Origin of the sequence: Pseudoalteromonas sp., from assembly GCF_036960685.1 — a bacterium.
GTDB lineage: Bacteria > Pseudomonadota > Gammaproteobacteria > Enterobacterales > Alteromonadaceae > Pseudoalteromonas.
The window spans coordinates 1-24499 of record NZ_JBALXK010000019.1; the positions used below are offsets into that span (position 1 = coordinate 1).

At 41.2% G+C, this 24499-nt stretch carries 27 protein-coding genes; 9 read left to right on the forward strand and 18 right to left on the reverse strand.

The genetic code is table 11. The features are described from left to right. The 18 genes from V7783_RS14995 to ftsY all read right to left on the reverse strand — a co-directional run. Positions 1–362, reverse strand: a 362-nt coding sequence (locus V7783_RS14995; RefSeq protein ID WP_335679404.1) for a hypothetical protein, incomplete at its 3' end; no start/stop codon positions are given. Positions 363–476: 114 nt separating this feature from the next. Further along, a complete protein-coding gene (locus V7783_RS15000) occupies positions 477–857 on the reverse strand; it encodes a hypothetical protein (protein ID WP_335679405.1) in 381 nt (126 codons plus the stop codon). Positions 858–955: 98 nt separating this feature from the next. Continuing rightward, positions 956–1222: a hypothetical protein gene (locus V7783_RS15005; protein ID WP_335679406.1), complete on the reverse strand. Its 267-nt coding sequence runs from the start codon at positions 1220–1222 to the stop codon at positions 956–958. 130 nt (positions 1223–1352) lie between these two features. Further along, positions 1353–1649 carry a hypothetical protein gene (locus V7783_RS15010; RefSeq protein ID WP_335679407.1) on the reverse strand — a complete coding sequence of 99 codons (297 nt, stop codon included), beginning with the start codon at positions 1647–1649 and terminating at the stop codon, positions 1353–1355. A gap of 114 nt (positions 1650–1763) precedes the next feature. Further along, complete coding sequence (locus V7783_RS15015; protein ID WP_335679408.1) at positions 1764–2252, reverse strand: hypothetical protein; 489 nt, start codon at positions 2250–2252, stop codon at positions 1764–1766. A gap of 69 nt (positions 2253–2321) precedes the next feature. After that, complete coding sequence (locus tag V7783_RS15020) at positions 2322–2816, reverse strand: hypothetical protein (RefSeq protein WP_182740870.1); 495 nt, start codon at positions 2814–2816, stop codon at positions 2322–2324. Positions 2817–2895: 79 nt separating this feature from the next. After that, the gene (locus V7783_RS15025; protein ID WP_335679409.1) at positions 2896–3366 is read right to left on the reverse strand and encodes a hypothetical protein; all 471 of its coding nucleotides are present in this window, start codon (positions 3364–3366) and stop codon (positions 2896–2898) included. A 121-nt stretch (positions 3367–3487) separates the two neighbouring features. Continuing rightward, entirely contained in the window at positions 3488–3868 is a 381-nt protein-coding gene (locus V7783_RS15030) for a DUF7668 domain-containing protein (RefSeq protein ID WP_335679410.1), read from the reverse strand. Positions 3869–3994: 126 nt separating this feature from the next. Next, entirely contained in the window at positions 3995–4429 is a 435-nt protein-coding gene (locus V7783_RS15035) for a GFA family protein (protein ID WP_335679411.1), read from the reverse strand. Positions 4430–4537: 108 nt separating this feature from the next. Continuing rightward, positions 4538–4900, reverse strand: a complete 363-nt coding sequence (locus V7783_RS15040; RefSeq protein ID WP_335679412.1) for a hypothetical protein — start codon at positions 4898–4900, stop codon at positions 4538–4540. Between the two features lie 140 nt (positions 4901–5040). Further along, the gene (locus V7783_RS15045) at positions 5041–5418 is read right to left on the reverse strand and encodes a hypothetical protein (protein WP_335679413.1); all 378 of its coding nucleotides are present in this window, start codon (positions 5416–5418) and stop codon (positions 5041–5043) included. Positions 5419–6349: 931 nt separating this feature from the next. Next, a complete protein-coding gene (locus V7783_RS15050; RefSeq protein ID WP_335679414.1) occupies positions 6350–8221 on the reverse strand; it encodes a methyl-accepting chemotaxis protein in 1872 nt (623 codons plus the stop codon). Positions 8222–8631: 410 nt separating this feature from the next. Beyond that, positions 8632–9045 carry a hypothetical protein gene (locus V7783_RS15055; protein ID WP_335679415.1) on the reverse strand — a complete coding sequence of 138 codons (414 nt, stop codon included), beginning with the start codon at positions 9043–9045 and terminating at the stop codon, positions 8632–8634. Beyond that, positions 9038–9319, reverse strand: a complete 282-nt coding sequence (locus V7783_RS15060) for a hypothetical protein (RefSeq protein WP_335679416.1) — start codon at positions 9317–9319, stop codon at positions 9038–9040. Before V7783_RS15060 ends, V7783_RS15055 begins: the two co-directional genes overlap by 8 nt. 170 nt (positions 9320–9489) lie before the next feature. Continuing rightward, the gene (gene rpoH / locus V7783_RS15065; RefSeq protein WP_169020506.1) at positions 9490–10353 is read right to left on the reverse strand and encodes an RNA polymerase sigma factor RpoH; all 864 of its coding nucleotides are present in this window, start codon (positions 10351–10353) and stop codon (positions 9490–9492) included. 224 nt (positions 10354–10577) lie between these two features. Next, positions 10578–11564, reverse strand: a complete 987-nt coding sequence (ftsX, locus tag V7783_RS15070; protein ID WP_335679417.1) for a permease-like cell division protein FtsX — start codon at positions 11562–11564, stop codon at positions 10578–10580. Further along, positions 11561–12238 (reverse strand): cell division ATP-binding protein FtsE, encoded by a 678-nt coding sequence (ftsE, locus tag V7783_RS15075; RefSeq protein WP_064665448.1) that lies wholly within the window; start codon positions 12236–12238, stop codon positions 11561–11563. The genes ftsX and ftsE overlap by 4 nt, the downstream gene beginning before the upstream one ends. Positions 12239–12290: 52 nt before the next feature. Continuing rightward, positions 12291–14642 (reverse strand): signal recognition particle-docking protein FtsY, encoded by a 2352-nt coding sequence (gene ftsY, locus V7783_RS15080; RefSeq protein WP_335679418.1) that lies wholly within the window; start codon positions 14640–14642, stop codon positions 12291–12293. A 212-nt stretch (positions 14643–14854) separates the two neighbouring features. On the opposite strand from ftsY, the gene rsmD reads away from it, so the two are divergent. From rsmD to purH, 9 genes are all read left to right on the forward strand, one after another. Then, the gene (gene rsmD, locus V7783_RS15085; protein WP_335679419.1) at positions 14855–15454 is read left to right on the forward strand and encodes a 16S rRNA (guanine(966)-N(2))-methyltransferase RsmD; all 600 of its coding nucleotides are present in this window, start codon (positions 14855–14857) and stop codon (positions 15452–15454) included. A gap of 163 nt (positions 15455–15617) precedes the next feature. Beyond that, positions 15618–15833 (forward strand): 30S ribosomal protein S21, encoded by a 216-nt coding sequence (gene rpsU, locus V7783_RS15090; RefSeq protein WP_002957797.1) that lies wholly within the window; start codon positions 15618–15620, stop codon positions 15831–15833. Positions 15834–15853: 20 nt separating this feature from the next. Beyond that, positions 15854–16300 carry a GatB/YqeY domain-containing protein gene (locus V7783_RS15095; protein WP_054203056.1) on the forward strand — a complete coding sequence of 149 codons (447 nt, stop codon included), beginning with the start codon at positions 15854–15856 and terminating at the stop codon, positions 16298–16300. Positions 16301–16462: 162 nt separating this feature from the next. Then, positions 16463–18214, forward strand: a complete 1752-nt coding sequence (gene dnaG / locus V7783_RS15100; protein ID WP_335679420.1) for a DNA primase — start codon at positions 16463–16465, stop codon at positions 18212–18214. Positions 18215–18338: 124 nt separating this feature from the next. Then, complete coding sequence (gene rpoD / locus V7783_RS15105; protein ID WP_335679421.1) at positions 18339–20180, forward strand: RNA polymerase sigma factor RpoD; 1842 nt, start codon at positions 18339–18341, stop codon at positions 20178–20180. 71 nt (positions 20181–20251) lie between these two features. Then, on the forward strand, positions 20252–21133 hold the full coding sequence (prmA, locus tag V7783_RS15110) for a 50S ribosomal protein L11 methyltransferase (RefSeq protein WP_064665444.1): 882 nt from the start codon (positions 20252–20254) through the stop codon (positions 21131–21133). 282 nt (positions 21134–21415) lie between these two features. Beyond that, entirely contained in the window at positions 21416–22387 is a 972-nt protein-coding gene (gene dusB, locus V7783_RS15115; protein WP_335679479.1) for a tRNA dihydrouridine synthase DusB, read from the forward strand. Positions 22388–22407: 20 nt separating this feature from the next. Further along, complete coding sequence (fis, locus tag V7783_RS15120) at positions 22408–22698, forward strand: DNA-binding transcriptional regulator Fis (RefSeq protein ID WP_002957804.1); 291 nt, start codon at positions 22408–22410, stop codon at positions 22696–22698. Between the two features lie 190 nt (positions 22699–22888). Then, positions 22889–24475 (forward strand): bifunctional phosphoribosylaminoimidazolecarboxamide formyltransferase/IMP cyclohydrolase, encoded by a 1587-nt coding sequence (gene purH / locus V7783_RS15125; protein WP_335679422.1) that lies wholly within the window; start codon positions 22889–22891, stop codon positions 24473–24475. The last annotated feature ends 24 nt before the right edge of the window (positions 24476–24499 follow it).

Consider the following 24499-nt stretch of genomic DNA (forward strand, 5'->3'; position numbering starts at 1 on the left):
CGATATAAGTACGTGATTAAATTATACTCTACATACATTGAGATATTAATTCGATCGTACTCTTGAGACATGCGCTCATTAATCGGATTTATCTCAATCTTCGTGAAATCATCAACATGTTGTAAACGAAGAATTGTAAATCCACTCATATCAATAAGCTCAGAAACTTGCTCTTTATCAAGCTGTGTTTCGAACTTGTTGAGTTCAGCTTCTTCAATCCATAGATTTCTTAAAGTGAACTCAGATTCTTGATTTTGAGTATTAAACTTTATATGTAGATCAAATTTAATAGAGCCAACCTGATCTTCAGTTTCCAAAGGATCAAGTGAAATCGAAATACCAGTCGTTTCTGCTGCGATCAACTTACCCTCTCCTGCCGCCTAACGCTTAACGCTTAACGCTTAACGCTTAACATAACTGGAAAATACGAGCGCTTTACAGCGAGTAGTTTTCCAGTTGATGTTTTTGTTATATTTTTAGTTAAAAGTAACCGGTACAGTTACCGAGATACCACAACCCTTACCATAAACGAAAACAAAAAAATGTTTGCGAACCAGTTCAGGACCAACTGTATACCAAACTATCTTTCCTTCATCATGCTCAAAAGCTTCTGCCAACAAAAATAATGACGGCTCCTCAAGACTGTCGATGAAAAGTGCTGAACTTTCATATTCTCGATTTTCAATTTTGTTGGGTAGCAAAATTTCTACTGAATAACTGCCATCAGAATACTCTGTATTAACTTTAAAAAGTGGGCGATATTTTTGATTCCAAAGAAACTCTTGTTCCTCGGTTAAAATACAGGTTGATGCGTTCGAGGCACCGCAGAATAATAAACTTAATAAAATCCATCTCAATTTGGACTTACTCCGAAAATATAACGCTTAATATAACTGGAAAATGCGAGCGCTTTTCAGCGAGTAATTTTCCAGTTGATGTTTTTGTTATGTTTACGTTACTCACCATACTCAGATAAGTACAATTTAATTCCTAACTTGCCCATTATTGCCATAGCTTCTGACGATAGAATAGCGCCACCGCCACAAGCGTTTTCCCTAATACTAAAGCCCACGTCAACTATGTATTTTGAGGGAGCTAAATTTAGCGGGTTTTCAAACAACCAATTTTCGAGTTCCGTAATTTGAACAGGAAGCTCCCAGTGCTCTTTTGCAAGGTGGGCAAGTTTCTCATTAGATTGTTCGTCTTTAACGTAAATCGGCACTCAATTTCCTAGTAAACATAACGCTTAAAGCACGCGCCAAATACCGGAGCTTTGTTTTTGTGCGAGTATTGTCCCGCACAAAAACGAAGTGGAGAGTATTTGGTCAACGTGACTTTTCTTGTTATGTGATTTACCACTCTTCTGGCTTCAATTTTGATGCTGCTATTTTAAGTTCATCTTTGGTTAAGCCGATAATAGTGTGAAAATCCTTATCATCTAATCCAAAGCCAAGATTGTGGGCATTGAGCGCATTTATGATACCACCAAGCTCCGATGCCGATAGAAGATTAGGTGAGACCTGTTGTACGGTGTTGAATAGCTTATTAGCTACAGCACCCTCAATAGGATTAACCACGACAATATCGCCAGACTCCTCAAGCTCTTTTATGGCTTTGGCTAATACTTCTTTGACTACAGATTCGCTCATGCTAATTTTTCACATAACGCCCGCATAAATAGCGGATAATAGTTGGCTAAAATTAGCGAAGAATGAGCGTCAGCCAACTGTTAGACGTCCATTTTAATGCGTTTGTTATGCATCCTACCCAAAGTAACGCTCAAACAAACGTGGACACATAAATTGATCACAACTTTCTTCAAACAACCAATCTGAGGAAAATTGAATATGGCAAAATACATAATCAATAAAATAAGCCATCTCTATTAGATATTTCCTAGAATCTCTGTTATTCAATCCTTTAGAGATCCTCACTTGAACTAGGTCAGCCTTAACATCTTTATTGACTCTAAAGTAAACGCGAACACCTTGTTCAGAATAATATTCGGTTCCAAACGCATTGCCTTCAATTTCCCATTCACTTTGATGAATTTGCTTTTTAGTTGCGACTCCCCGAAGGAAATTTCTAGCGACTTTCAAGTTTTTGGGCAAGCACTCACCAGACCGAAATCGTATTAATTTTACACAACAGTCCAGCAAGTAGCGTTTCACCAAAATCTCTTTGCTTTTGTTCTGATTAATTAATCTTAGCTTATTAGTTAAATTCATATTTTGGGCATCATCTGGATGCATAACGCTTTAAACAGCGGAAAACGCGAGCGCAGCGAGTGGTTTTCCGATGATTTAACTTGTTAGGATCTGTTATTGAGTTTTGCAATTCTGATCCAGCCATTTATTGGTTGCATTTTTTTCATGGGAAAGGCTTGATAGTGCGTAGAGCCTTTTCCCTGAGTCTTCATAGACAATATCGAAAAACCAAATTGCCCCATATGCTGCATCAAACCCTTTATATTTATCGTAAATCATATTTTGAGGTGTAATACAGTTAATTAAATCTATGAGGGTATCAGTAAAAATTTCATCAAATCTTTGCTGCAACTCCTCTTTAGTTAATATTTTTTGAGGCTTAATAGGTAAAGCATCATCCTTTGTAATTACTTGGGCACTACTAATATTTAATGGGAAAAAAATATAGCTACTAAATAGTTCTACATTTTTCGTCCTAACCCCTTCCTTTAAAGCATTCAAAACAGGAGCAACCTTAGCTTCAGCAGTTTCCCTATCGTAGATAGCATATGTTTGCGAGTTGCTTGGAAGTGCAAGCAGAATTAGCAGGAAAAACGTAAGTATTTGCATTAGATCCTAACGCCCAAAGCAGCGGCGCGCGTTAGCGTGTCCAGCCCGCAGGGCGATGCTGCCTTTGCTTGTTATGTTTTTAATAGTATTGGGTATAGTCTGCTTCAATGTCAGCCAACCTTGCCAATTGATCTAGGATTGATTTCCCTGTAACTAATAAGTCTTGTGTTCGTGCTGGATTATCCCAGCCCTCTGCACCGTGTTTACCTCCGTGAAAGAGGTTGTTTCTGATTGTTTTAAGTAAGCGAACAACTCTACAGAGTTCAGAGTTACAATCAGCTAAACCTACTTCTCGCCACTGAAGGTCTGAATGCTCCCCAACCTTTTGTCTTTTGGGGTTAAGTTCAATTAGCTTATTGGTTTCCGCTGTGTGTTCGAAAGTCCCTGCGTACTTTTCTACGAACGCATCCCACCCCGGCTCTGCATTTTCTCCAACGTCATTGCGTTTTAAGAAACTGTTTTCTTTAAGTGCAAACTCAAATCGTGAGAACCAATAAAAGAAATCAAACGCACAATCCTTTAAAGGGTCTTTAATATCTTCTTTACGCACGATCTCTCCAGAAAACATAACGCCTCAGTTAAAAGGCAAAATTTGGTTGGCTATAATGTGAAGCGGAGCGAAACCAGCCAACTGAATTTTGTCCGCTTTTAAACTGTTTGTTATATGCCCATTACGGCACATACACCATCTCGACAGTAAATTTAAAATCAGCTTCAAGCTCGGAAATAGATAGCTGCATTACCAAGCCGCTAACTTCTTCTTTATCTGTCGACAAATCAACTAATGCCAGCCAGTCTTTGCCTTGCCAAATATATACTGATGAATCCCAACACTTTTCAGATAATGATATAAGTTTTTCGCCATAATCTTCTATATATGATCTCATCTGACTTGCTACATCTGGGCTTCTTAGCTCTGAATTTGGAACAACAGAACGTAAAACGTAATCTTTAGCAACCAAAGCGTCGACTATTTTAGCAATAGTGCTTCGCCATTTAGATGGTATTGGAAGCTCTGCCTCTCTATTCTTTATTACACTATTCGTTTCCATTCAACTCAGATCCTTCGAGGGCATATAACGCCTTTAGCATGGGCTGGCAGAAGTGGCACGTAATTGCGAAAGCAATTTAAGTGACGCTTTTGACAGTCCTATGCCTAATATTGTTAGGCGCAGCTACTACTCCTCCTGATAAAGTAGACCATCTGTACCCCTTAAGTATTTTGGCAAATCATCTTGAATATCGGTAACTCTTTGCTCATAAAAGAAGTGGCGATTTGAGATGAGTTCTTGCGGCAACTCATTTCCATTACACTTAGATATTAATAGCTGCGATACCACACACCAATTCATGCCGTTGGTGTTAAATAGCACCTCGCCACAATGTTTGCAGAAGTGCTTTTGCATGTTGAGCGTTGGATGCTGAAAAACCGTAATTGTATCCAAACCTTTATTTATGGAAACTTCTTCCTCTTTCCATGCGGTGACAGAATGGAAAGGAATATCCAAGAGTTCTCTGCAATCTTCGCAATGACAAAAGGCATGTACTATTGGTTTATTCGATAATGAGATTTCAACTCTTTCGCAATTGCAATGAATTTTGTAAGTCATCATCTATCCTCTTCATATCGCCTAACGCCCTAATAATGGGCAAAAAAGTGTTTGCTAAAATGTTGAGGAACGAAAACAGCAAACTGTTTTTTGTCCTTATTTATTAGCTTGTTAAGTGCCCCTAACATACTCAACCATAATCAAAAAACTACCCAAACACAAGCTAATTGCCGACACTAAAAACCAAGGCTCTGCGTATAGTCCCATGTACAACGCTATTGATAATGAAGCACAACCTGCGCCGACAGAGTAAATGGTAAACTTATTTATTTGAGGGTAGAGAATCACAGCTATTACTGCGACTGATAGTGAAAATAATCCAACCAAAATTACTGCGGTTATAAAAAATGAAGGGAAATCACGGAAAGTACCATGCGCAAAAATAGTCAAACCAAGCAAGCACATCCCTAACCAATGAAAACTAGCAGGAATAAATAAAATGATTAATACTGCTTTCTTAAATATTATGCTCATACTTCCTTGGGGCATTTAACGCCTTTGTCAGCCGCGTTTTGGTTGTAGTGGATTTTTGTGCAAAGATGGCCGTAGGCCATGCACAAAAAGGAGCGAAGACCAAAACGTCGGCTGGACAAAATTGTTAGGCTTATCACTCATTAGAATATCTCCATAACGAAGGCTTCGCCTTCAGGAGGAAAATCGAATATTACAGATTCGAATTGGTTTTCCTCAGTCTCGATATCGATTGAATCACCACTTTCGAACTCTATGGTTAATAGCTTGGGTGATTTCAACGCTGCCTTTTTAGCAAGCTGCCTACCTAATGCACCCCACGGCCCGGAATTCGGAGCATCATCCCACTCGTATTCTCTTCCACCTATTGAAGCGAATACCCGCTCATTACATTGAATTCTGAAATTAACAAACTGAATATTGAAGCCATATGACGCAAGTAATATCGACTCAACATACTCCTCCTCTTTGGCGAAGTACTGATTGAGCAGCTCAACAATTTTTTCGTTAAATAAGATCACTCTCAATTCACCCAGGGCCTAACAATTTTATAGTGCGCTCGTCGCGCATCTTTGTGCCGATGTTACGCGCATGTATTAATGAATCTATTTTTAACAAATAACGTAATGCATTGCCAACTTTAATATTTTTATGACACTAAAGGTATTCAGAAAAAGAAATTACGCTCGTCGCTCATTTTCTTGAATATGGGAGCACAACAACAAAACAGTATATTAATACAGTTATTTATGTCATCACCAACATAAAAGTTAGTGGAATATCAGATTATGGAGTAGAGCCAATATCATTAGATGAATAAAAATGTATCTGATAGCTCATAGCCGCCCTTAGAGCATTTACGTTAACTCGTTTTGGGGGCAGAAACGAGTTACCCCTGAACGTCTGCAATTGGCGCATCCAAAACAGCCGACAATGCAAAATATTGACGCTAATTGGTTGGGTATTTTTTCGTTGGGTTTCGCTGCGCTCAAACCAACCTACGTTGATAACTCTAAAGCGCAGCGCCTCTAAACCTCTTTGTGAATAATTCACTTTACGCTCTTTTCTATAATGTTTCGCAACAGAAAGCCAAAGGGGTCAAGCCAAAGGGGTCAAATCTTGACTTCAGACATTATAACTCCTGATCACCTGAAACTGACACTGAGCCTTACTTTAGCAAAGGACTTACTTCAGACAGCCGATAATGCTAAATATTGACGCTAATTGGTTGAGTATTTTTTCGTTGGGTTTCGCTGCGATCAAATCAACTTACGTTGATAACTCTAAAGCGCAGCGCCTCTTAACCTCTTTGTGAATAATTCACTTTACGCTCTTTTCTATAATGTTTCGCAATAGGGCAAGAAAATAGTGATCTGACTCCATAAAACTTACCACTTAAAACTAAAAAGAAGCTAGTGGGGCTGTATCCGCCCTACTAGCTATATCAACAAGCTACAGGATAAAAGTGGCGACTTTGTCATTTAAGTCAGTGGCGCGGTCTTTAAGTGTTTTAGCTTGGCTTAAGTGGGTCATCGCTGATGCCGTGATTTCATCCGTGACGTCTTTGATAGCCACTGTGTTACGAGTGATTTCGTTAGTCACTTGAGTTTGCTCCTCGGCTGCGACTGCAATTTGCCCTGCCATGTCGGAAATCTCATTCACTGCTAGGGTAATTTCCTCTAACGCTTTTGCTGCTGCATTGACGTCGTTAACGCTGTTGTTAGCTAGCCCTTTGCTGCTGTCCATCAAGTTAACTGCTTGTTTAGTGGTATTTTGCAATGTTTCGATTGTGGTATAAATCTCTGCGGTAGAGTTTTGCGTTCGGTGCGATAGCACCCGCACTTCATCAGCAACTACAGCAAAGCCACGGCCTTGTTCACCGGCACGCGCCGCCTCAATTGCAGCATTTAATGCCAGTAAATTAGTTTGCTCAGCAATTTCCTGAATGGTGGTTAAAATGCTTGAAATCGCTTGTGCATGATGACTCAACTCACCTATCACCACGGTAGTTTCATCTATTTCAGAGGCTAAAGAGTTAATCGTGGTTCTGGTTTTATCAACCAAGCTTTTACCCTGAATGCTGCTTTGCGCCGATTGCTGTGATGCGGCAGCGGTATTTTCTGCATTTGCTGCAATCTCATGGGTGGCACTGGACATTTCAGTGACCGCGGTTGCAACCATAGTAACTTCTTGTTGCTGACGCTGTAGTTCATTAACGCTCGAGTGATTTGTCAGTAAGCTTTTTTCTGCGTCTAAATCTAAGTCAATCGCGAGTTGTCGAATATGACTAATTAGCTGATGTTGGCTCCCAACAAAGGAGTTAAAGCTATCTGCTAATGCTCCCACTTCATCTTTGCTATCGACATTAATACGCTGGGTTAAATCGCCATTGCCTTGTGCAATGCGTGATAAAGCTTGCGATACACGACTTAGCGGTTCAAGTAACAGCCCCAATAGCCACGAAATAGCCAATACGCTAATAATTAGTGCTAAGGTCGCTAATCCTAACTGCGTGACCATTAGGCTCAGCAGTGGCGCTTCTAGGGTTTGTTTGTCGAGTACAAAAACAAGTTGCCAATCGGTACTAGGTATTTTTTCACTCCACACTAGTTTGTCACGATCTTCGCCTGAAAAATACACCGGCGTGAGCTGGCCTGTTTGCTCACTTAATTGAATAAGGCGGTTATCTAATTTGGCCTCAATATTAGTTATTTTACCCATTAATTTATTTGCATCACGGTAGGCAATCACTGTGCCATCGTTATGCATCATGATCGCATAGCCATTTGCAGGTAATGACATGTTACTCACGCTATCAACAATGCTCGCAATTGATACATCACCGCCAACTACACCGTCACGGGTTGATTGAGCAATCGTTACCACGAGTAGATTATACGCGACATCTAAATAGGGCTTGGTAATAATACTGTCACGAGTTTGTTGTGATTGTTGATACCAAGGCCTAGTGCGTGGGTCATACCCTGAACGGTCAATTCTCGGATTCGAGTCAACCATTACGCCATCACGGTTACCATAATAAGTTAACTGAAAATCGCCAGAGCGCTGTGCTTGCTGTAATCCATACAGGGTATTTTCTTCAATCTTAGATGCCACAGAAGTAATAACTCGCTGGCGATCAGCAAGCCACCCTGCAATACGTTCCGCTTGTTGTTTGCCCGATTGACTTACACTAGCAACGCTACTTTGTAGCAACAATGCTTTTTGTGTGGAATAGCTATACCACGATAATAAGGCAACCACGATTGTCAGCGCGAGAACGACTGATAATAATATTTTTTTCTTGAGTGAATAAGAGTTCATAGTGAGTGCTAATACTGATTTTAATTAAATAGAAACGAGGATAAATACAGCTTGGAGTTAGCTTAATTTAGAGTATGAATTGAGAGGCAATCTCAACCTTGTTCTATTTTCGCATACTAAATTTAAAAAAAAATTAAAATCAAACAATTAGATTAAAATTAAAGAGAGGTGACACCGAAAAAACCTAAACGTTAATTTAAAAAATAAAACTAGTGTAAATGAGTAGCGTTGTATAAATACTAGATGTATATTTTTGTTTAAAATAAATGTAGCTCCTAGTCATTATATTAAATTAAACAAAAGTAATAAGCCGTGATCAGGAAATTGTCGCTCTGTATGAAATCGATATTAATGATCTGCTGTTTAAAATTGAACACAGCAGATTTGCTTATTAAATTGAATTGTCGCTATTATTTCGCATTCTTTTGAGCCTGCGCTTGGTAATATTTAATGATGCTCTTTTGATCATCTTCTGTAAAAGCTCTTAACGGGATTTTTCTCGTCAGCTGTTTATCTTCTTCATTAATTTTTAGTAGTAACGTTTTTCCATCCACCTCAGCGCTTTCAATACTGGTATCTAAAATAAGCCAACGCGGACGTACTATTGCTAACTTCACTTCAGAGTATTTTGGGTAAATTCTTACCACTTCAATGCTGCTATTCACAAAATAAAATATGATCAGCATGACGCCTAAACCAATAATGTTTGGGATCATCGCAATACCTGCAATGACGATTATAAAACCGACAATTAGTTGTGGGATCAGCTTTTCACTCGCTACTTTAATTACCGTGGTTGGCTTTTCAATTACCATATCAGTCATTATTCAATTTCCTTATAAATTTAAGTTTCATTTGTTTATCCATTGCCTCTCGAATAGACAAAATGCCTAAAGCGCCAATGGGTAAAAAAACGATAAATCCTGCCATAGATATATAACCAAAAATATTCTTTTTACTGTACTGATAAGCAAAGCCAAATAAAGCCATTATCAAAGCTGGGAGCGTGACATAGTTAATCACGTAATAGGTAGGATCAAGCTGGATGAATACAATAAACAGAACAATAATAATAAGTGATAGATAATAAAGTCGCACATTAACTCCCTTTAATAGTGGCTAATGCTGAGGATATAGAAGTCAGCTCAATTTTTCAACTAAAGGTACACAATGAGGCTAAACGAAAATTGCAGTTTAATTCTTCAAGGGATTAAAACAAAAAACCCCGCATTTTCATGCAGGGTTTTAATAATTTTGCAAGGCAGGTATTAGCTCATTGCTGTTTGTAGCTTTTTCATCGCTGTTTTCTCAAGCTGACGAACACGTTCTGCAGATACGCTGTATTTTTCAGCCAGTTCTTGCAGTGTTGCTTTGTCATCAGATAACCAACGAGCGCTAACAATATCTTGCGAACGTTCATCTAGCGTTTTTAATGCGCTAAATAAGCGTGTATGCGACTGCTCTTGCCATTGCTGTTGCTCAACTTCTTCAGCTAAATCGTTGCTGCCATCAGTTAAGTATTGCACTGGTGAGTAAGTGCTTGTTGGAGCGTCATCGCTGTCGTCACCGGTTAGGTCAAAGCCCATGTCTTGGCCGCTCATGCGCGATTCCATTTCACGTACTTCTTTTTCACTTACACCTAGCTCATTCGCTACAGTGGCAACTTCAGCTTGGTTAAACCAACCTAAACGTTTTTTGTTCTTACGAAGATTGAAGAACAATTTACGTTGCGCTTTAGTGGTCGCAACTTTTACGATACGCCAGTTTTTCAGTACGAATTCGTGTATTTCAGCTTTTATCCAATGCACTGCAAATGAAACTAGACGTACACCCACTGATGGGTCGAAACGTTTTACAGCTTTCATCAGGCCGATATTGCCTTCTTGGATCAAATCAGCTTGTGGTAAGCCGTAGCCTGAATAGCCTTTAGCTATATGTGCCACAAAACGAAGGTGAGACATGATGAGTTGCTTTGCAGCGTTAAGATCGCCATCTTCCTGTAAGCGAGTCGCCAACTCTTTTTCTTGCTCAGCACCTAGCATAGGTATCGTGCTTACCGCTTGAAGGTAGCCGTCCATACTTGCGCTTTGCTGTCCAACTGTGAGTGCCATTGCGTATAAATCTTTACTCATTTTTCACCTCAGTGATAAACATTTGAAACCATCTTAGCACTCTTTAACTTAGAGTGCTAACTTCAATTTAAAACTTTTTTTAGATTGAAGCAAGTGGTTTTTTAGTGTTTTTTTATTCTACTTTAACCGTCTGAATAAGCGATGAATTCTAGCTTAGTGAACAATTGGCTGCGGGAAAAAAATTCATCGCAACCAATTTAATCGATAATAATAGATACTAATTGTTACACTTTATCGGGTTCAATTTCTTTAATGTAACGATTAACCGATAAATAAGAGCCTATAAATCCTAAGCTTGTTGCCAGCAATACCAAAGCACCAAACTCAGTTATACTTAAACCAATTAAGTTAAAGCTCGTTTGATACACGCCTGCCACTTCTGATACCGCAGAACCTAGCCACCACATCATTAAAGCAACGCATACAAATGCAAACAAACCACCCACAATACCATACCAAATCCCGGTCCATAAAAATGGCGCATGAATGAAGGTATTGGTTGCACCTACTAATTTCATTACTTGGATCTCTTCTTTCTTATCCATTATTGATAAGCGAATGGTGTTGCCTATGATCAAAGTAACCGATGTTAGTAATAGCAAGGCAATGGTGATAACGCTTTCTTTTAATAAGCTTAGTAATGCGTTTAAGCGCTCAAGCCAGGCAATATCTAATTTACCAAAATCAACTTCGCGCTCTGCTTCAAGCTTTTTTAATAATGCTTGCGCGGCGTTTGGCTGACGATGGCGAGAAGTCGGCGTGACGATAACAACATCTGGCAGAGGATTGCTATCCAAATATTCAAGTGCTTGGCCAAACCCTGATACTTCTTTAAATTCAGTGAGCGCATTTTGTTTAGAAATAAAGCTGACATTGTCTATTTCGGGATACAGCGCTAAACGTTTTACCAAGGTTTGCGTTTCTTGCTCACTCATAGACTCTTTAACAAATAATGATATTTCTGCCGCTTCTTCAAAGCCGCTACTTACTTGCTGCACGTTTTTAACCACTAAATACAAGGTTGCTGGCAAGGTTAAACTCAACCCCAGTACCGCGATGGTCATCATTGATGCCATGGGTGTACGCCACATTTCACCTAAGCTATGTACGCCTTGGCGAAAAATATTCAGCACAAAAAAATAGCCGGCTGCAAATAGTGATTTTTTAGCACGCTCATTTTGGCTTTTTCGGCCTTTAAATAACAAGCTCATAGTGTTGCCTCTGCCAATGGATCTTGGCTCATGCGGCCATCTTTTAACGTTAAGCTGCGGTATTTCATTCGCGAGATCAGTCCTAAATCATGGGTAGCAATAAGCACTGTAGTGCCATGATTATTAAACTCTTCAAACAACCGTAAGATATCCATTGAAAGCTCAGGATCTAAATTACCTGTTGGCTCATCGGCAAGTAATAGTGGCGGAGAGTTGACGATTGCACGGGCGATACCAACACGCTGTTGTTCACCACCAGAGAGTGTTGACGGGTGGCATTTCACTTTGTCGAGCAAACCAACTTTGTCCAGCGCACCGTGAACACGCTTTTCAATTTGCTTATGATGCGTGCCCTCAATAATCAATGGCAAAGCAACATTATCAAAAATAGTGTGACGCTCTAATAAACGATGGTTTTGGAAGATAATCCCAATATCACGACGAACGTACGGTATTTGCCGCGATTTAACTGCATTTAAATCAACGCCATTAATGAAAACGTGTCCCGCAGATGGGCGTTCCATTAAGCTTATTAATTTAAGCAAGGTACTTTTACCTGCGCCACTGTGGCCCGTTAAAAAAGCGAGTTCACCTGGTTTAACATGAAAATTAACTTTTTCCAGCGCTCGATGACCACCGGGATATGTTTTACTGACTTGCTGAAAATTTATCATTTTAATTATCAATCATCCGCAGCTAAAAAGGGAGCAAGCTCCCTTTTGAAAGTTAAACTTCGTCCTCATCTTGGCTAAATAGCGCATCAATGAAGTCATTACTATTAAATGCGCGTAAATCTTCAATACCTTCGCCCACACCAATATAGCGGATCGGAATATTAAATTTATCGGCCACAGCGAAGATAACCCCACCTTTGGCTGTCCCATCTAACTTAGACAAAGTGATCCCAGTAAGGCCAACACATTGATTGAATAAGTTAACTTGGCTAATAGCATTTTGCCCGGTTCCAGCGTCGATAGTTAGCATCACTTCGTGTGGCGCATCGGCATCGATTTTTTTCATCACGCGAGCTATTTTTTCAAGCTCTTGCATTAGGTTATCTTTATTTTGCAAGCGCCCAGCTGTATCAGCAATTAATACATCTATATTACGTGCTTTTGCAGCTTGAAATGCGTCAAATACGACTGATGCACTGTCAGCACCGGTATGTTGTGCGATCACAGGAATTTTATTACGCTCACCCCACACTTGTAATTGCTCAACAGCCGCGGCACGGAAAGTATCACCCGCCGCTAGCATGACCGATTTGCCTTGATCTTGAAATTGCTTTGCAAGTTTACCAATCGTCGTTGTTTTACCAACGCCGTTAACACCCACCATTAATATAACAAATGGTTTTTTATCAGCAGGAATTTCTAATGGTTGCTCGGCTGTTTTAAGCATTGCTGCCATTTCTTGCTTCATTAACTCATACAGCGCATCACCATCTTTTAATTGCTTGCGATTGGCTGCATCAGTCAGACGGTCAATCAGCTTCATGGTGGTATCAACACCTAAGTCGGCTGTTAATAGCTGGGTTTCAAGATCTTCAAATAATTCATCATCAATTTTCTTACCGGTGAAAATCGATGCAAAGCCAGAACCTAAGTTTACTTTGGTTTTTAGTAAGCCTTTTTTAAGACGTGCAAAAAAGCCTTCTTTTTTTGGTTGTTCAGCTTTTTTAGCTTCATCATTAGCAAGCTCGGCTGTTAATCGCTCTTGCTCTACACGTTCAGCTTCAGCCTCCTCTGCAGCAATGCGCTGTTGCTCTACCCGCTCAGTTTCCGCTTTTTCTGCTGCGATACGTTCCTGCTCTAAACGTTCTGCTTCAGCCTGCTCTGCGGCAAGTCGCTGTTGCTCTACACGCTCAGTTTCCGCTTTTTCTGCTGCGATACGCTCCTGCTCTAAACGTTCTGCTTCAGCCTGTTCTGCGGCAAGTCGCTGTTGCTCTACACGCTCGGCTTCTGCTTGCTCTGCGGCAAGTCGTTGTTGTTCTATACGCTCAGCTTCTGCTTTCTCTGCGGCAATGCGCTGTTGCTCTTCACGTTCTGCTTCTGCTTTCTCTGCGGCAATGCGCTGTTGCTCTTCACGTTCTGCTTCTGCTTTCTCTGCGGCAAGTCGCTGTTGCTCTGCACGTTCAGCTTCTGCTTGCTCTGCGGCAATACGTTCGGCTTCACGTTGCGCTTGCTCGGCTGCTTGACGCTCTTGTTCTAGCTGCATTGCCTCTTGTTGCTGGGCTAAACGAGTGGCTTCATCGCGACGTTGCTGCTCTGCTTTTTCAGCCGCAGCTAATTCAGCATTTGCAATTGCTACACGTTCCGCTTCCACTTTCTCTGCGGCAACACGCTGCTGTTCTGCACGCTCAGCTTCTGCCTTTTCAGCGGCAATACGTTCGGCTTCACGTTGCGCTTGCTCGGCTGCTTGTTGTTCTTGCTCTGCTTTCTCAGCTGCGGCTAATTCTGCTTCTGCAATTGCGACACTTTCAGCTTCCGCCTGCTCTGCAGCAATACGCTCTTGCTCTACACGCTCTGCGTCAGCCTTTTCTGCTACAATGCGTTCGGCTTCACGTTGCGCTTGCTCGGCAGCTTGTCGCTCTTGTTCTAGTTGCATTGCCTCTTGTTGCTGAGCTAAACGAGCGGCTTCATCGCGGCGTTGCTGCTCTGCTTTTTCGGCCGCAGCTAATTCAGCATTTGCAATCGCTACACGCTCTGCTTTTTCTGCAGCAATGCGTTCTTGCTCTACACGTTCAGCTTCCGCCTGCTCTGCAGCAATACGCTGTTGCTCTGCACGTTCTGCTTCGGCCTTTTCTGCGGCAATACGCTCTTGCTCTACACGCTCAGCTTCTGCCTTTTCTGCGGCAATGCGCTGTTGTTCTGCACACTCAGCTTCGGCCTTTACTGCGGCAATGCGCTCTTGCTCTAAACGCTCAGCTTCAGCCTTTTCTGCAGCAATGCGCTCTTGCTCTAAACGCTCAGCTTCCTCATTTTGGTTATTGAGCTCTTCAGTGTTTTGCTCTGTTTGTTGATTTTTATCTGGCTTACCAAAGCCGAACCAAGACAGGAATTTACTTTTTTTTGCCATACTTGCTAATAACCACTTATAAAAATCTGATAAACTAACGGTAATAATTTGTGAATTAGCTGCTTTGCATTAAAGCCAAGCCGCTCATAATCACAATATATTGTCTAAGACGCTCATAGTAACACTTTTAGTGCAGTTGAAAAATGACACGCTGCTATATGAGTGCAATATTATCTGAGCTAGATACTAGATACCATTTTTTAGTGAGCTAAATGAGAAATAAATCACCACAAAAACAAATGAGTAATAAAGCCAATGATGGCGTTATTAGGATCATTAGCGGGCAATTTCGTGGCCGTAAATTACCAGTAAAAGATGTGCAAGGCTTGCGCCCAACCACAGATCGTATAAAAGAAACGGTATTTAACTGGTTAATGCAAGATACCCGCGATGCTAAAGTGCTCGACTGTTTTGCAGGCTCTGGCGGATTAGGCTTTGAAGCGCTGTCGCGATTTGCTCACTCAGCCTGTTTTTTAGAAATGGATAAACTCGCAGCGGCGCAATTAAAAACCAATATAGACACATTAAAACTTATAAATGCTGAAGTTGTATGTACTGATAGCTTGCTGCATTTAAGTAAAAACTCGCAACAACAGCAGTTTAATTTAGTGTTTATTGACCCGCCATTTCGCCAAGGTTTAGCGCAACAATGCTGTGATTTACTCACAGAAAATGCTTGGTTAGATAAAAATGCCCTCATTTATGTTGAAGTAGAAAGCGACATGCCGGCATTACAAACGCCTAGCAATTGGCTGTTAATAAAAGAAAAAGCGGCTGGACAAGTATTGTCCCGCCTCTATGAATTACAGTAAAATTAGTAACATACAAATATTTTCGGTTTCCTATTGGAACAGACTATATTTATCCTTTACATGTGGTGTGGCTTCGGATTACAATACTGCACCATTTTTGAACCACTTGATCATTGTTTGATCAACTTGAGCAACGCTCATTATTTAGGTAGGTGAATTTTTAATGCCAGTAATTAAAGTAAGAGAGAACGAACCGTTTGACGTAGCACTTCGTCGCTTCAAGCGTTCATGTGAAAAAGCAGGTATCCTTTCAGAAGTTCGTCGTCGCGAGCACTATGAAAAGCCAACAGCTGAGCGTAAGCGTAAAAAAGCTGCAGCGGTTAAGCGTCACATGAAGAAGCTTTCTCGCGATAACGCACGTCGCGTTAAATTATATTGATCAGTATTGGTCTTGTATAAATGAGCCTTTTAATAAAGCTAAAAGATGCGCAAAAAGATGCGATGCGAGCGAAAGACAAACAACGTCTTAATCCAATTCGTATGGTACTTGCTGCAATCAAGCAGCGTGAGATTGACGAGCAAATAACACTTGATGATGACGGTATTACCGCAGTATTAGTGAAGCTTGTTAAACAACGCCGTGACTCTTACACTCAGTATACTGATGCTGGCCGTGAAGATTTAGCCGAAATTGAAGCCAATGAAATTACAGCACTTGAAGAATTCTTACCTCAACAATTGAGTGAAGATGAAATCATAGCTCTCATTGATGCGGCTATTGCTGATACTAACGCAGCCGGTATGCAAGACATGGGTAAAGTAATGGGTATAATCAAAAGCAAAGCTGAGGGTCGCGCCGATTTAGGTAAGATCTCTGGTTTAATTAAGCAACGATTAACTGCCTAATACTCCCACATACAGATGTATGATTTAAGCAAACCGAGCCATGCGCTCGGTTTCTTCGTTTTTAGCTTTAATAAAAATAGCATTTGTGTTCAAATCTAAATTTGTAGAACTCAAGCTAGTTCGTTCACCTTTTTCTATTTATCTCAGGACTACATTTTACTAATGGCTGGAAAGATCCCACGTAATTTTATAGATGACTTACTTGCCAGAACCGATATTGTTGAGCTAATTGACTCCAAAGTTGGCTTAAAAAAAGCGGGCAAAGATTACCAAGCCTGCTGCCCTTTTCACAACGAAAAATCACCATCATTTACCGTATCTCAAGACAAACAGTTTTATCATTGCTTTGGTTGTGGCGCCAATGGCAATGCAATTTCATTTGTTATGGAATATGACAAGCTAGAATTTGTTGATGCTATTGAAGAACTTGCCAGTATTCTCAATTTGGATGTACCTCGAGAGCAAGGCACCAGCAATGGCCCCGAACGTACTGCAGAACAAAAACGCTCCGATTACGATTTAATGCTGCACAGTGCCCGTTTTTACCAACATCAATTAAAGCATCATGCCAATTCTGCAACCGTAATAGACTACGTAAAAGGCCGAGGCCTGAGCGGTGAAACGGTTAAAAAGTTTATGATCGGCTATGCTCCCAGCGAATGGGAAGGCCTGTGCCAACAACTAGGTCGAAATAAAGAACAAAAAGAGCAACTTGTTGAGCTAAAACTGGCCTCAGAGAAAACCCCAGGCCGACAGTTTGACTTTTTCCGTGATCGTTTAATGTTCCCGATCCGTGATAAGCGTGGTCGTGTTATTGCCTTTGGTGGCCGCGTTATGCAAGCGGATCAAGGGCCTAAATATTTAAACTCGCCAGAAACCCGTATATTCCATAAAGGCTTTGAACTATATGGATTATATGAAGCAAAACAAGCGCATAAAAAGCTCGACCATGTACTCATCGTTGAAGGCTATATGGATGTTGTGGCACTGAGCGAACAAGGTATTGAATACGCAGTGGCAGCACTTGGCACTGCAACAACCGCTGAGCATATGCATACTTTATTTAGAACCACAGACCGCGTTATTTGCTGTTACGACGGCGACCGTGCTGGTCGTGATGCGGCCTGGCGTGCACTTGAAAACGCCCTGCCTTACCTAAATGACGGTAAAGCATTACAGTTTGTGTTTTTACCTGATGGTGAAGACCCTGATTCGCTGGTACAAAAAGAAGGCAAAGAGGCCTTTGAGCAACGATTAGCTAACGCTGATGACTTTACCAAAGTACTGTTTAATAAACTCAGCCAAGAAATTGATCTAACCACTGATGCAGGTAAAGCTAAGTTACTCAGCGCGGTATTACCGTTAGTTGAAAAAATCCCTAGCGAGTTTTATCAAGAAAACCTGCTAGAACATTTAGGACGCTTAATTGGTCGCACTAAGGAGCAACTTAATAACCGCCTAAAAACGCCCAAGCAACAGCACTCTATTGAACGTAAATTTAAAATAACGCCAATGCGCCGCGCTATAGGTTTGCTGATCCAGCACCCAAATTTAGCGCATGCCGTGCCCTATTTGCCTGATTTAGCACAAATGAATATTGCAGGAATTGAGTTACTCATTCGTTTACAGCATTACGCACTGCAAAAATCACCAATAACCACTGCACAATTGCTTGAATCATTTCGTGAAACGCCCGAATATGAAGCGTTGATCAAGCTGGCAACTTGGCGACATGAGATTGGCGACGACCGTTTAGAAGCTGAATTTAAAAATACTTTCAAATTTATTGAAGATCAGTGTTTAAATTATCGACTAGAGACCCTATTAATAAAAGACAAGACCCAAGGCTTAAATAGTGAAGAACGACTCGAATGTCACCTATTAACACAAGCTTTAAAAGGCACTAACAACTAGTCAAAAACGATTTATGCTGTTATACTGTGCTATTCACTGCGTCAAATAATACTTAGCTTGGCTTTATAAATAAGCAAGCTGGCGCCTGTTGTATCAACTTATCAGAGTGGAAGAAACAATCTCTATGGATCCAACTCCTCAGTCACAATTAAAACTTCTGATTCAAAAAGGTAAAGAGCAAGGTTACTTAACTTTTGCAGAAGTTAATGATCACCTTCCACAAGATATTATCGATTCAGATCAAGTAGAAGATATCATTAGTATGATCAATGATATGGGTATCAAGGTTAGCGAAAATGCGCCTGATGCCGATGAATTGATGATGCAAGAAACAACAACAGATGAAGACGCAGCAGAAGCTGCAGCCGCTGCGCTTGCTACTGTAGATAAAGAAATCGGCCGTACTACGGATCCGGTTCGTATGTACATGCGTGAAATGGGTACTGTTGAACTACTGACCCGTGAAGGCGAAATTGTAATCGCTAAGCGTATTGAAGAAGGCATCAACCAAGTACAAATCTCGGTTGCTGAGTACCCTGAAGCAATTACATACCTGCTTGAGCAATGGGATAAATTTGAAGCAGAAGAGATGCGCTTAAGCGACATTATCTCTGGTTTCTTTGATCCTAATGAAGATGAAGCCCCAATTTCAGCTACTCACATTGGTTCTGAATTAAGCGAAAAAGAGCTTGATGATGAAGACGATGATGATAATGATAGCGATGATGAAGATGAAGAAGAAGTAGATACTGGCCCAGATCCTGAAGAAGCCCGTGTTCACTTTGAAAATCTTCGTGATCTTTATAATAAAGCACGCGATACATTTGAAAGTAAAGGCCGTTCACACCCAGAGTCGCAAGCAGCGATTTTTGAAATTGGTGAACTGTTCAGAACCTTTAAATTAGTGCCAAAACAGTTTGACCGCATGGTTAATAACATGCGCGAAATGATGGATAGAGTTCGTGTTCAAGAACGTATCGTCATGAAGCAAGCTGTACAAATTGCAAAATTACCAAAGAAAACCTTTGTTAAGCATTTTGCTAACAACGAAACAGATACCGCATGGATTGACCATGAAATTGCTGCGAATGAAAAATACTCAGCAAAATTAGACGAAATCAAACCAGAGATCATTCGTTGTATCAATAAACTACGTGTTATTGAAGAAAGCACAGGTTTAAGCATTGAGCGTATTAAAGACATCAACCGTCGTATGAGCATTGGTGAAGCAAAAGCCCGCCGTGCGAAAAAAGAAATGGTTGAAGCTAACTTACGTCTTGTGATCTCAATTGCTAAAAAATACACCAACCGTGGCTTACAATTCTTGGACTTAATCCAAGAAGGTAACATTGGTTTGATGAAAGCTGTTGATAAGTTTGAATATCGCCGTGGTTATAAGTTCTCAACTTATGCTACGTGGTGGATCCGTCAAGCAATCACCCGCTCTATCGCCGACCAAGCGCGTACAATCCGTATTCCGGTGCATATGATTGAAACGATTAACAAACTTAATCGTATTTCTCGTCAAATGCTGCAAGAAATGGGTCGTGAGCCAAATCCAGAAGAATTAGCAGAACGCATGATGATGCCTGAGGATAAAATCCGTAAGGTACTTAAGATTGCTAAAGAGCCAATTTCAATGGAAACGCCAATCGGTGATGATGAAGATTCGCACTTAGGTGACTTTATCGAAGATACCACTATTGATTCGCCAATCGACTCGGCAACAATGGAATCTCTTCGTGGCGCTACCAACGATGTGCTTGCTGGCTTAACAGCCCGCGAAGCTAAAGTATTACGTATGCGTTTTGGTATCGATATGAATACCGACCATACCCTAGAAGAAGTAGGTAAGCAGTTTGACGTAACGCGTGAGCGTATTCGTCAAATCGAAGCGAAGGCACTGCGTAAATTACGCCACCCTTCACGTTCAGACTTACTGAAAAGCTTCTTAGATGCTAAGTAATTAGCAACTAATACATGTAATAACCTAAAAGGCCGCTGTAGCGGCCTTTTTTCTATTTCAAGGAAATAATCATGGCTTGGATCCAAATCCGTATCAATGCCAACGCAGCAACCGCTGATGCAGTAAGTGACTTATTAATGGAGGCAGGCAGTGCGTCTGTTACCTTTATTGATGCTAAAGACACCCCTATTTACGAACCAAAAATCGGCACTGTGGTGTTTTGGGCTGATACTACAGTGATTGGTCTATTCGAAGCTAACCACGATATGAATGCAGTCGTTGCTTTATTAAAGCGCCATGACGAGCTAAAAGACACCTTAGTGTACAAGATAGAACAGCTTGAAGATAAAGACTGGGAAAGAGAATGGATGGATAACTTCCACCCTATCCAGTTTGGTGAAAAACTGTGGATTTGTCCAAGCTGGCGCGATATTCCTGATCCTGATGCAGTCAATGTATTGCTCGATCCCGGCCTTGCGTTTGGTACTGGTACTCATGCCACCACGGCACTGTGTTTAAAGTGGCTGGAAAGCCAAGACTTAACCGGTAAAACTGTGGTCGACTTTGGTTGTGGCTCAGGCATTTTAGGCATTGCAGCTATCAAGCTCGGTGCTGAGCGCATGATTGGTATTGATATCGATCCACAAGCCCTTGAAGCCAGCCTTGATAACGCACAGCGTAATGGCGTTGCCGATAAGCTAGAAGTATACCTGCCAGAAAATCAGCCAGAGTTTACTGCTGATATCGTGGTTGCCAATATTTTAGCAGCGCCGCTGCGTGAATTACACAGTGTGATATTAGGCTTGCTAAAACCTGGTGGTAAAATTGCCATGTCAGGTATTTTAGAAGAGCAAGCACAGTCAGTTGCCGATGTTTATGCGCCATTTTTAGCCTTAGATGAGATAGCTGTTGAAGGTGAATGGACTCGCGTAAGCGGTGTTAAAAACGCATAATCGGCAAACTTTAGCGGTTTAGAGTATTAACTCAAAACCGTTAGGTAAAGCCTGCCATTAACAGGCTTTACCTATTATTTACACACTGTTATGCAGAATGATTTTCTTGACGAAAATTAGCTCTGTATAAAATTCAGACAAATAAAGCCTTTCGTCAAACTGTTATCAAATGTCAATACGCAAAAGTCAAAAAAAAGTCACTTTTGTTCAATTTATAGCCTTTGATTTTTGCAAAAAAAACCGTAAACTTAGCGCCCCTTGAAAAGAGGCCTATTGAATACAGTGCGTATCGGAACATACCAATTAGAGAACAATGTAATTGTAGCGCCAATGGCGGGAATTACTGATAGACCATTTAGACAACTTTGTCGCCGCTTAGGTGCGGGCCTTGCAGTGTCTGAAATGCTCTCGTCAAATCCTTTGGTATGGAAAACCGAGAAATCGATGAACCGTATGGATCATAGTGGTGAATCGGGAATACGTGCGGTGCAAATCGCAGGAGCTGATCCTGAGCTTATGGCTCAGGCTGCACAATTCAATGTAAGTAATGGTGCACAGATCATAGATATTAATATGGGGTGCCCAGCTAAGAAAGTGAACAAGAAACTCGCAGGCTCCGCCCTGTTACAGTTTCCTGGTTTAGTGGAAGAGATTATAGATGCGGTGGTTAGCGCTGTTGATGTACCTGTAACACTGAAAATCCGTACTGGATGGGATCAGGACAACCGTAACGGTGTTGAGATTGCGAGAATAGCTGAACGTTATGGCATAGCTTCATTGGCCGTACATGGGCGTACACGCGCATGTATGTACAAAGGTGAAGCTGAATACGCCACTATTAGGGATATTAAACGTTCAGTGTCGATACCTGTCGTTGCAAATGGAGATATAACGTCTCCTGAAAAAGCAAAACAGGTTTTGGACTATACGGGTGCAGATGCCATTATGATTGGTCGAGCCGCCCAAGGTCGCCCTTGGATATTTAGGGAGATAGACCACTATTTGCGAACCGGTGAACATTTACCTGTGCCTCCTATTGAGGAAGTACGCGGTATTTTGATGGAACACTTAGTGAACCTTCATGCGTTTTACGGCGAACCAATGGGAGCGCGCATCGCTCGCAAACATGTATCTTGGTATTTGCAAACCCATGACAGTGACGGTCAGTTTAGGCGAGTATTTAATGCTCTCGATAATCCACAGGCACAAATCGAGACATTAGAGCAATACTTTAAAACACTAGCAGCTAACTAAGAAAGAAAGAGATATAAACAATGTTCGAACAAAACGTGACTTCTCCATTTATCACTAACCCTCATGTTCAGTCACACGAGAAACCGCAGCCATTACGCGATGCAGTGAAGAAAGCTGTTCATCACTATTTAAAACAGCTTAACGGTCAAGATGTGCAAGACGTTTACGACCTTGTTCTTTCAGAGCTAGAAGCACCATTACTTGAAGAAGTAATGACTTACACACGTGGCAACCAAACACGTGCGGCAATCTTACTAGGTATCAACCGCGGTACTTTACGTAAGAAACTAAAGAAATACGGCATGAACTAATACGATGTTGTGAATTATCACAACATTCGTTTGAAAAAGCACCTTCGGGTGCTTTTTTTATCTCTTTAAAAACCCTCAAAAAAGCGGCTAATTGCAAAATCCTCACTCTTTAAACATCGTTTTTTAAGCGATATTCAGTTAAAATAGCGCCTTTCTAAGCTAGCTCAAACACTGAGGTAATCAAACTACAATGGATACACATCGTCCAATTCGTCGCGCACTACTAAGTGTGTCAGATAAAACCGGTATCGTTGAATTTGCTCGTGCACTTGAATCACAAGGTGTCGAACTTATATCAACTGGCGGTACTTGTAAATTACTTGCTGATAATGGCATTAAAGTCACTGAAGTATCTGACCACACAGGTCACCCTGAGATCATGGATGGTCGCGTTAAAACTCTTCATCCAAAAATTCATGGCGGCATCTTAGCGCGTCGTGGTCAAGATGAAGACGTAATGACTGAGAACAACATCTCAGCTATCGATATCGTTGTAGTTAACTTATACCCCTTTGCGAATACAGTCGCTCAAGAAAACTGCAGCCTTGAAGATGCCATTGAGAACATTGATATCGGTGGTCCAACTATGGTGCGTGCTGCGGCTAAAAACCACAAAGACGTGACTATTGTAGTAAACGCGAAAGATTACGACCGCGTGATCTGCGAAATGCAAAGCAATAATGGCTCAACAACGTACAAGACACGTTTTGATTTAGCCATTGCAGCATACGAGCATACTGCACAGTACGATGGCATGATTGCTAACTACTTCGGTAAAATGGTTGCTGACTACACTGATGAAGCGGCTGAGGAAACTAAATTCCCACGCACTATCAATATGCAGTTCACTAAAAAGCAAGACATGCGCTACGGTGAAAATTCACACCAAGATGCGGCTTTTTATGTTGAAAACGACGTGCAAGAAGCGTCTGTTGCAACCGCCGTACAGCTTCAAGGTAAAGCATTGTCGTTTAACAACATTGCTGACACTGATGCAGCCCTAGAGTGTGTAAAAGAATTTGATGTACCGGCCTGTGTTATCGTAAAACATGCCAACCCGTGTGGCGTGTCAATCGGTGAAAACATCCTTGAAGCCTATGACCGTGCATTTAAAACCGACCCTACATCAGCATTTGGTGGCATCATTGCCTTTAACCAAGAGCTTGATGCCGATACCGCTGAAGCGATTGTGTCACGTCAATTTGTTGAAGTGATCATTGCGCCTAAAGTATCAGAAGCCGCAGCACAAATCGTATCTGCAAAACAAAATGTACGTTTATTAGAATGTGGTGAGTTCTCTGCAAAAGGCACAGGCCATGACATTAAACGTGTAAATGGCGGTGTATTAATTCAAGACCGTGATTTAGGTATGGTAACGCAAGGCGACTTAAAAGTTGTGTCTAAACGCCAACCTACTGAGCAAGAGCTTAAAGACTTATTATTCTGCTGGAAAGTCGCTAAGTTTGTTAAATCAAACGCCATTGTTTATGCCCGTGACGGTATGACCATAGGTGTAGGCGCAGGCCAAATGAGCCGTGTTTACTCAGCTAAAATTGCTGGTATTAAAGCTGCTGATGAAAACCTTGAAGTGAAAGGTTCTGTAATGGCGTCTGATGCATTCTTCCCATTCCGTGATGGTATTGATGCAGCAGCAGAGGCTGGTATTACTGCTGTGATCCAACCAGGTGGTTCAATGCGCGATGAAGAAGTTATCGCCGCTGCTGACGAAGCTGGCATGGCAATGGTGTTTACTGGCATGCGTCACTTCCGCCACTAATCACACAAAGAGCTAACTGTATAA

Excerpts from the sequence above, each read along its gene's own strand:
- V7783_RS15010 (WP_335679407.1), bottom strand. The coding sequence starts at position 1,649 with ATGAGCGAATCTGTAGTCAAAGAAGTATTAGCCAAAGCCATAAAAGAG.
- V7783_RS15040 (WP_335679412.1), bottom strand. The coding sequence starts at position 4,900 with ATGAGCATAATATTTAAGAAAGCAGTATTAATCATTTTATTTATTCCT.
- dnaG (WP_335679420.1), top strand. The coding sequence starts at position 16,463 with ATGGCTGGAAAGATCCCACGTAATTTTATAGATGACTTACTTGCCAGA.
- ftsE (WP_064665448.1), bottom strand. The coding sequence starts at position 12,238 with ATGATAAATTTTCAGCAAGTCAGTAAAACATATCCCGGTGGTCATCGA.
- prmA (WP_064665444.1), top strand. The coding sequence starts at position 20,252 with ATGGCTTGGATCCAAATCCGTATCAATGCCAACGCAGCAACCGCTGAT.
- V7783_RS15050 (WP_335679414.1), bottom strand. The coding sequence starts at position 8,221 with ATGAACTCTTATTCACTCAAGAAAAAAATATTATTATCAGTCGTTCTC.
- ftsX (WP_335679417.1), bottom strand. The coding sequence starts at position 11,564 with ATGAGCTTGTTATTTAAAGGCCGAAAAAGCCAAAATGAGCGTGCTAAA.
- V7783_RS15020 (WP_182740870.1), bottom strand. The coding sequence starts at position 2,816 with ATGCAAATACTTACGTTTTTCCTGCTAATTCTGCTTGCACTTCCAAGC.
- V7783_RS15035 (WP_335679411.1), bottom strand. The coding sequence starts at position 4,429 with ATGATGACTTACAAAATTCATTGCAATTGCGAAAGAGTTGAAATCTCA.
- V7783_RS15030 (WP_335679410.1), bottom strand. The coding sequence starts at position 3,868 with ATGGAAACGAATAGTGTAATAAAGAATAGAGAGGCAGAGCTTCCAATA.
- ftsY (WP_335679418.1), bottom strand. The coding sequence starts at position 14,642 with ATGGCAAAAAAAAGTAAATTCCTGTCTTGGTTCGGCTTTGGTAAGCCA.
- V7783_RS15015 (WP_335679408.1), bottom strand. The coding sequence starts at position 2,252 with ATGCATCCAGATGATGCCCAAAATATGAATTTAACTAATAAGCTAAGA.
- rsmD (WP_335679419.1), top strand. The coding sequence starts at position 14,855 with ATGAGAAATAAATCACCACAAAAACAAATGAGTAATAAAGCCAATGAT.
- V7783_RS15095 (WP_054203056.1), top strand. The coding sequence starts at position 15,854 with ATGAGCCTTTTAATAAAGCTAAAAGATGCGCAAAAAGATGCGATGCGA.
- purH (WP_335679422.1), top strand. The coding sequence starts at position 22,889 with ATGGATACACATCGTCCAATTCGTCGCGCACTACTAAGTGTGTCAGAT.
- V7783_RS15055 (WP_335679415.1), bottom strand. The coding sequence starts at position 9,045 with ATGACTGATATGGTAATTGAAAAGCCAACCACGGTAATTAAAGTAGCG.
- rpoH (WP_169020506.1), bottom strand. The coding sequence starts at position 10,353 with ATGAGTAAAGATTTATACGCAATGGCACTCACAGTTGGACAGCAAAGC.
- rpsU (WP_002957797.1), top strand. The coding sequence starts at position 15,618 with ATGCCAGTAATTAAAGTAAGAGAGAACGAACCGTTTGACGTAGCACTT.
- fis (WP_002957804.1), top strand. The coding sequence starts at position 22,408 with ATGTTCGAACAAAACGTGACTTCTCCATTTATCACTAACCCTCATGTT.
- rpoD (WP_335679421.1), top strand. The coding sequence starts at position 18,339 with ATGGATCCAACTCCTCAGTCACAATTAAAACTTCTGATTCAAAAAGGT.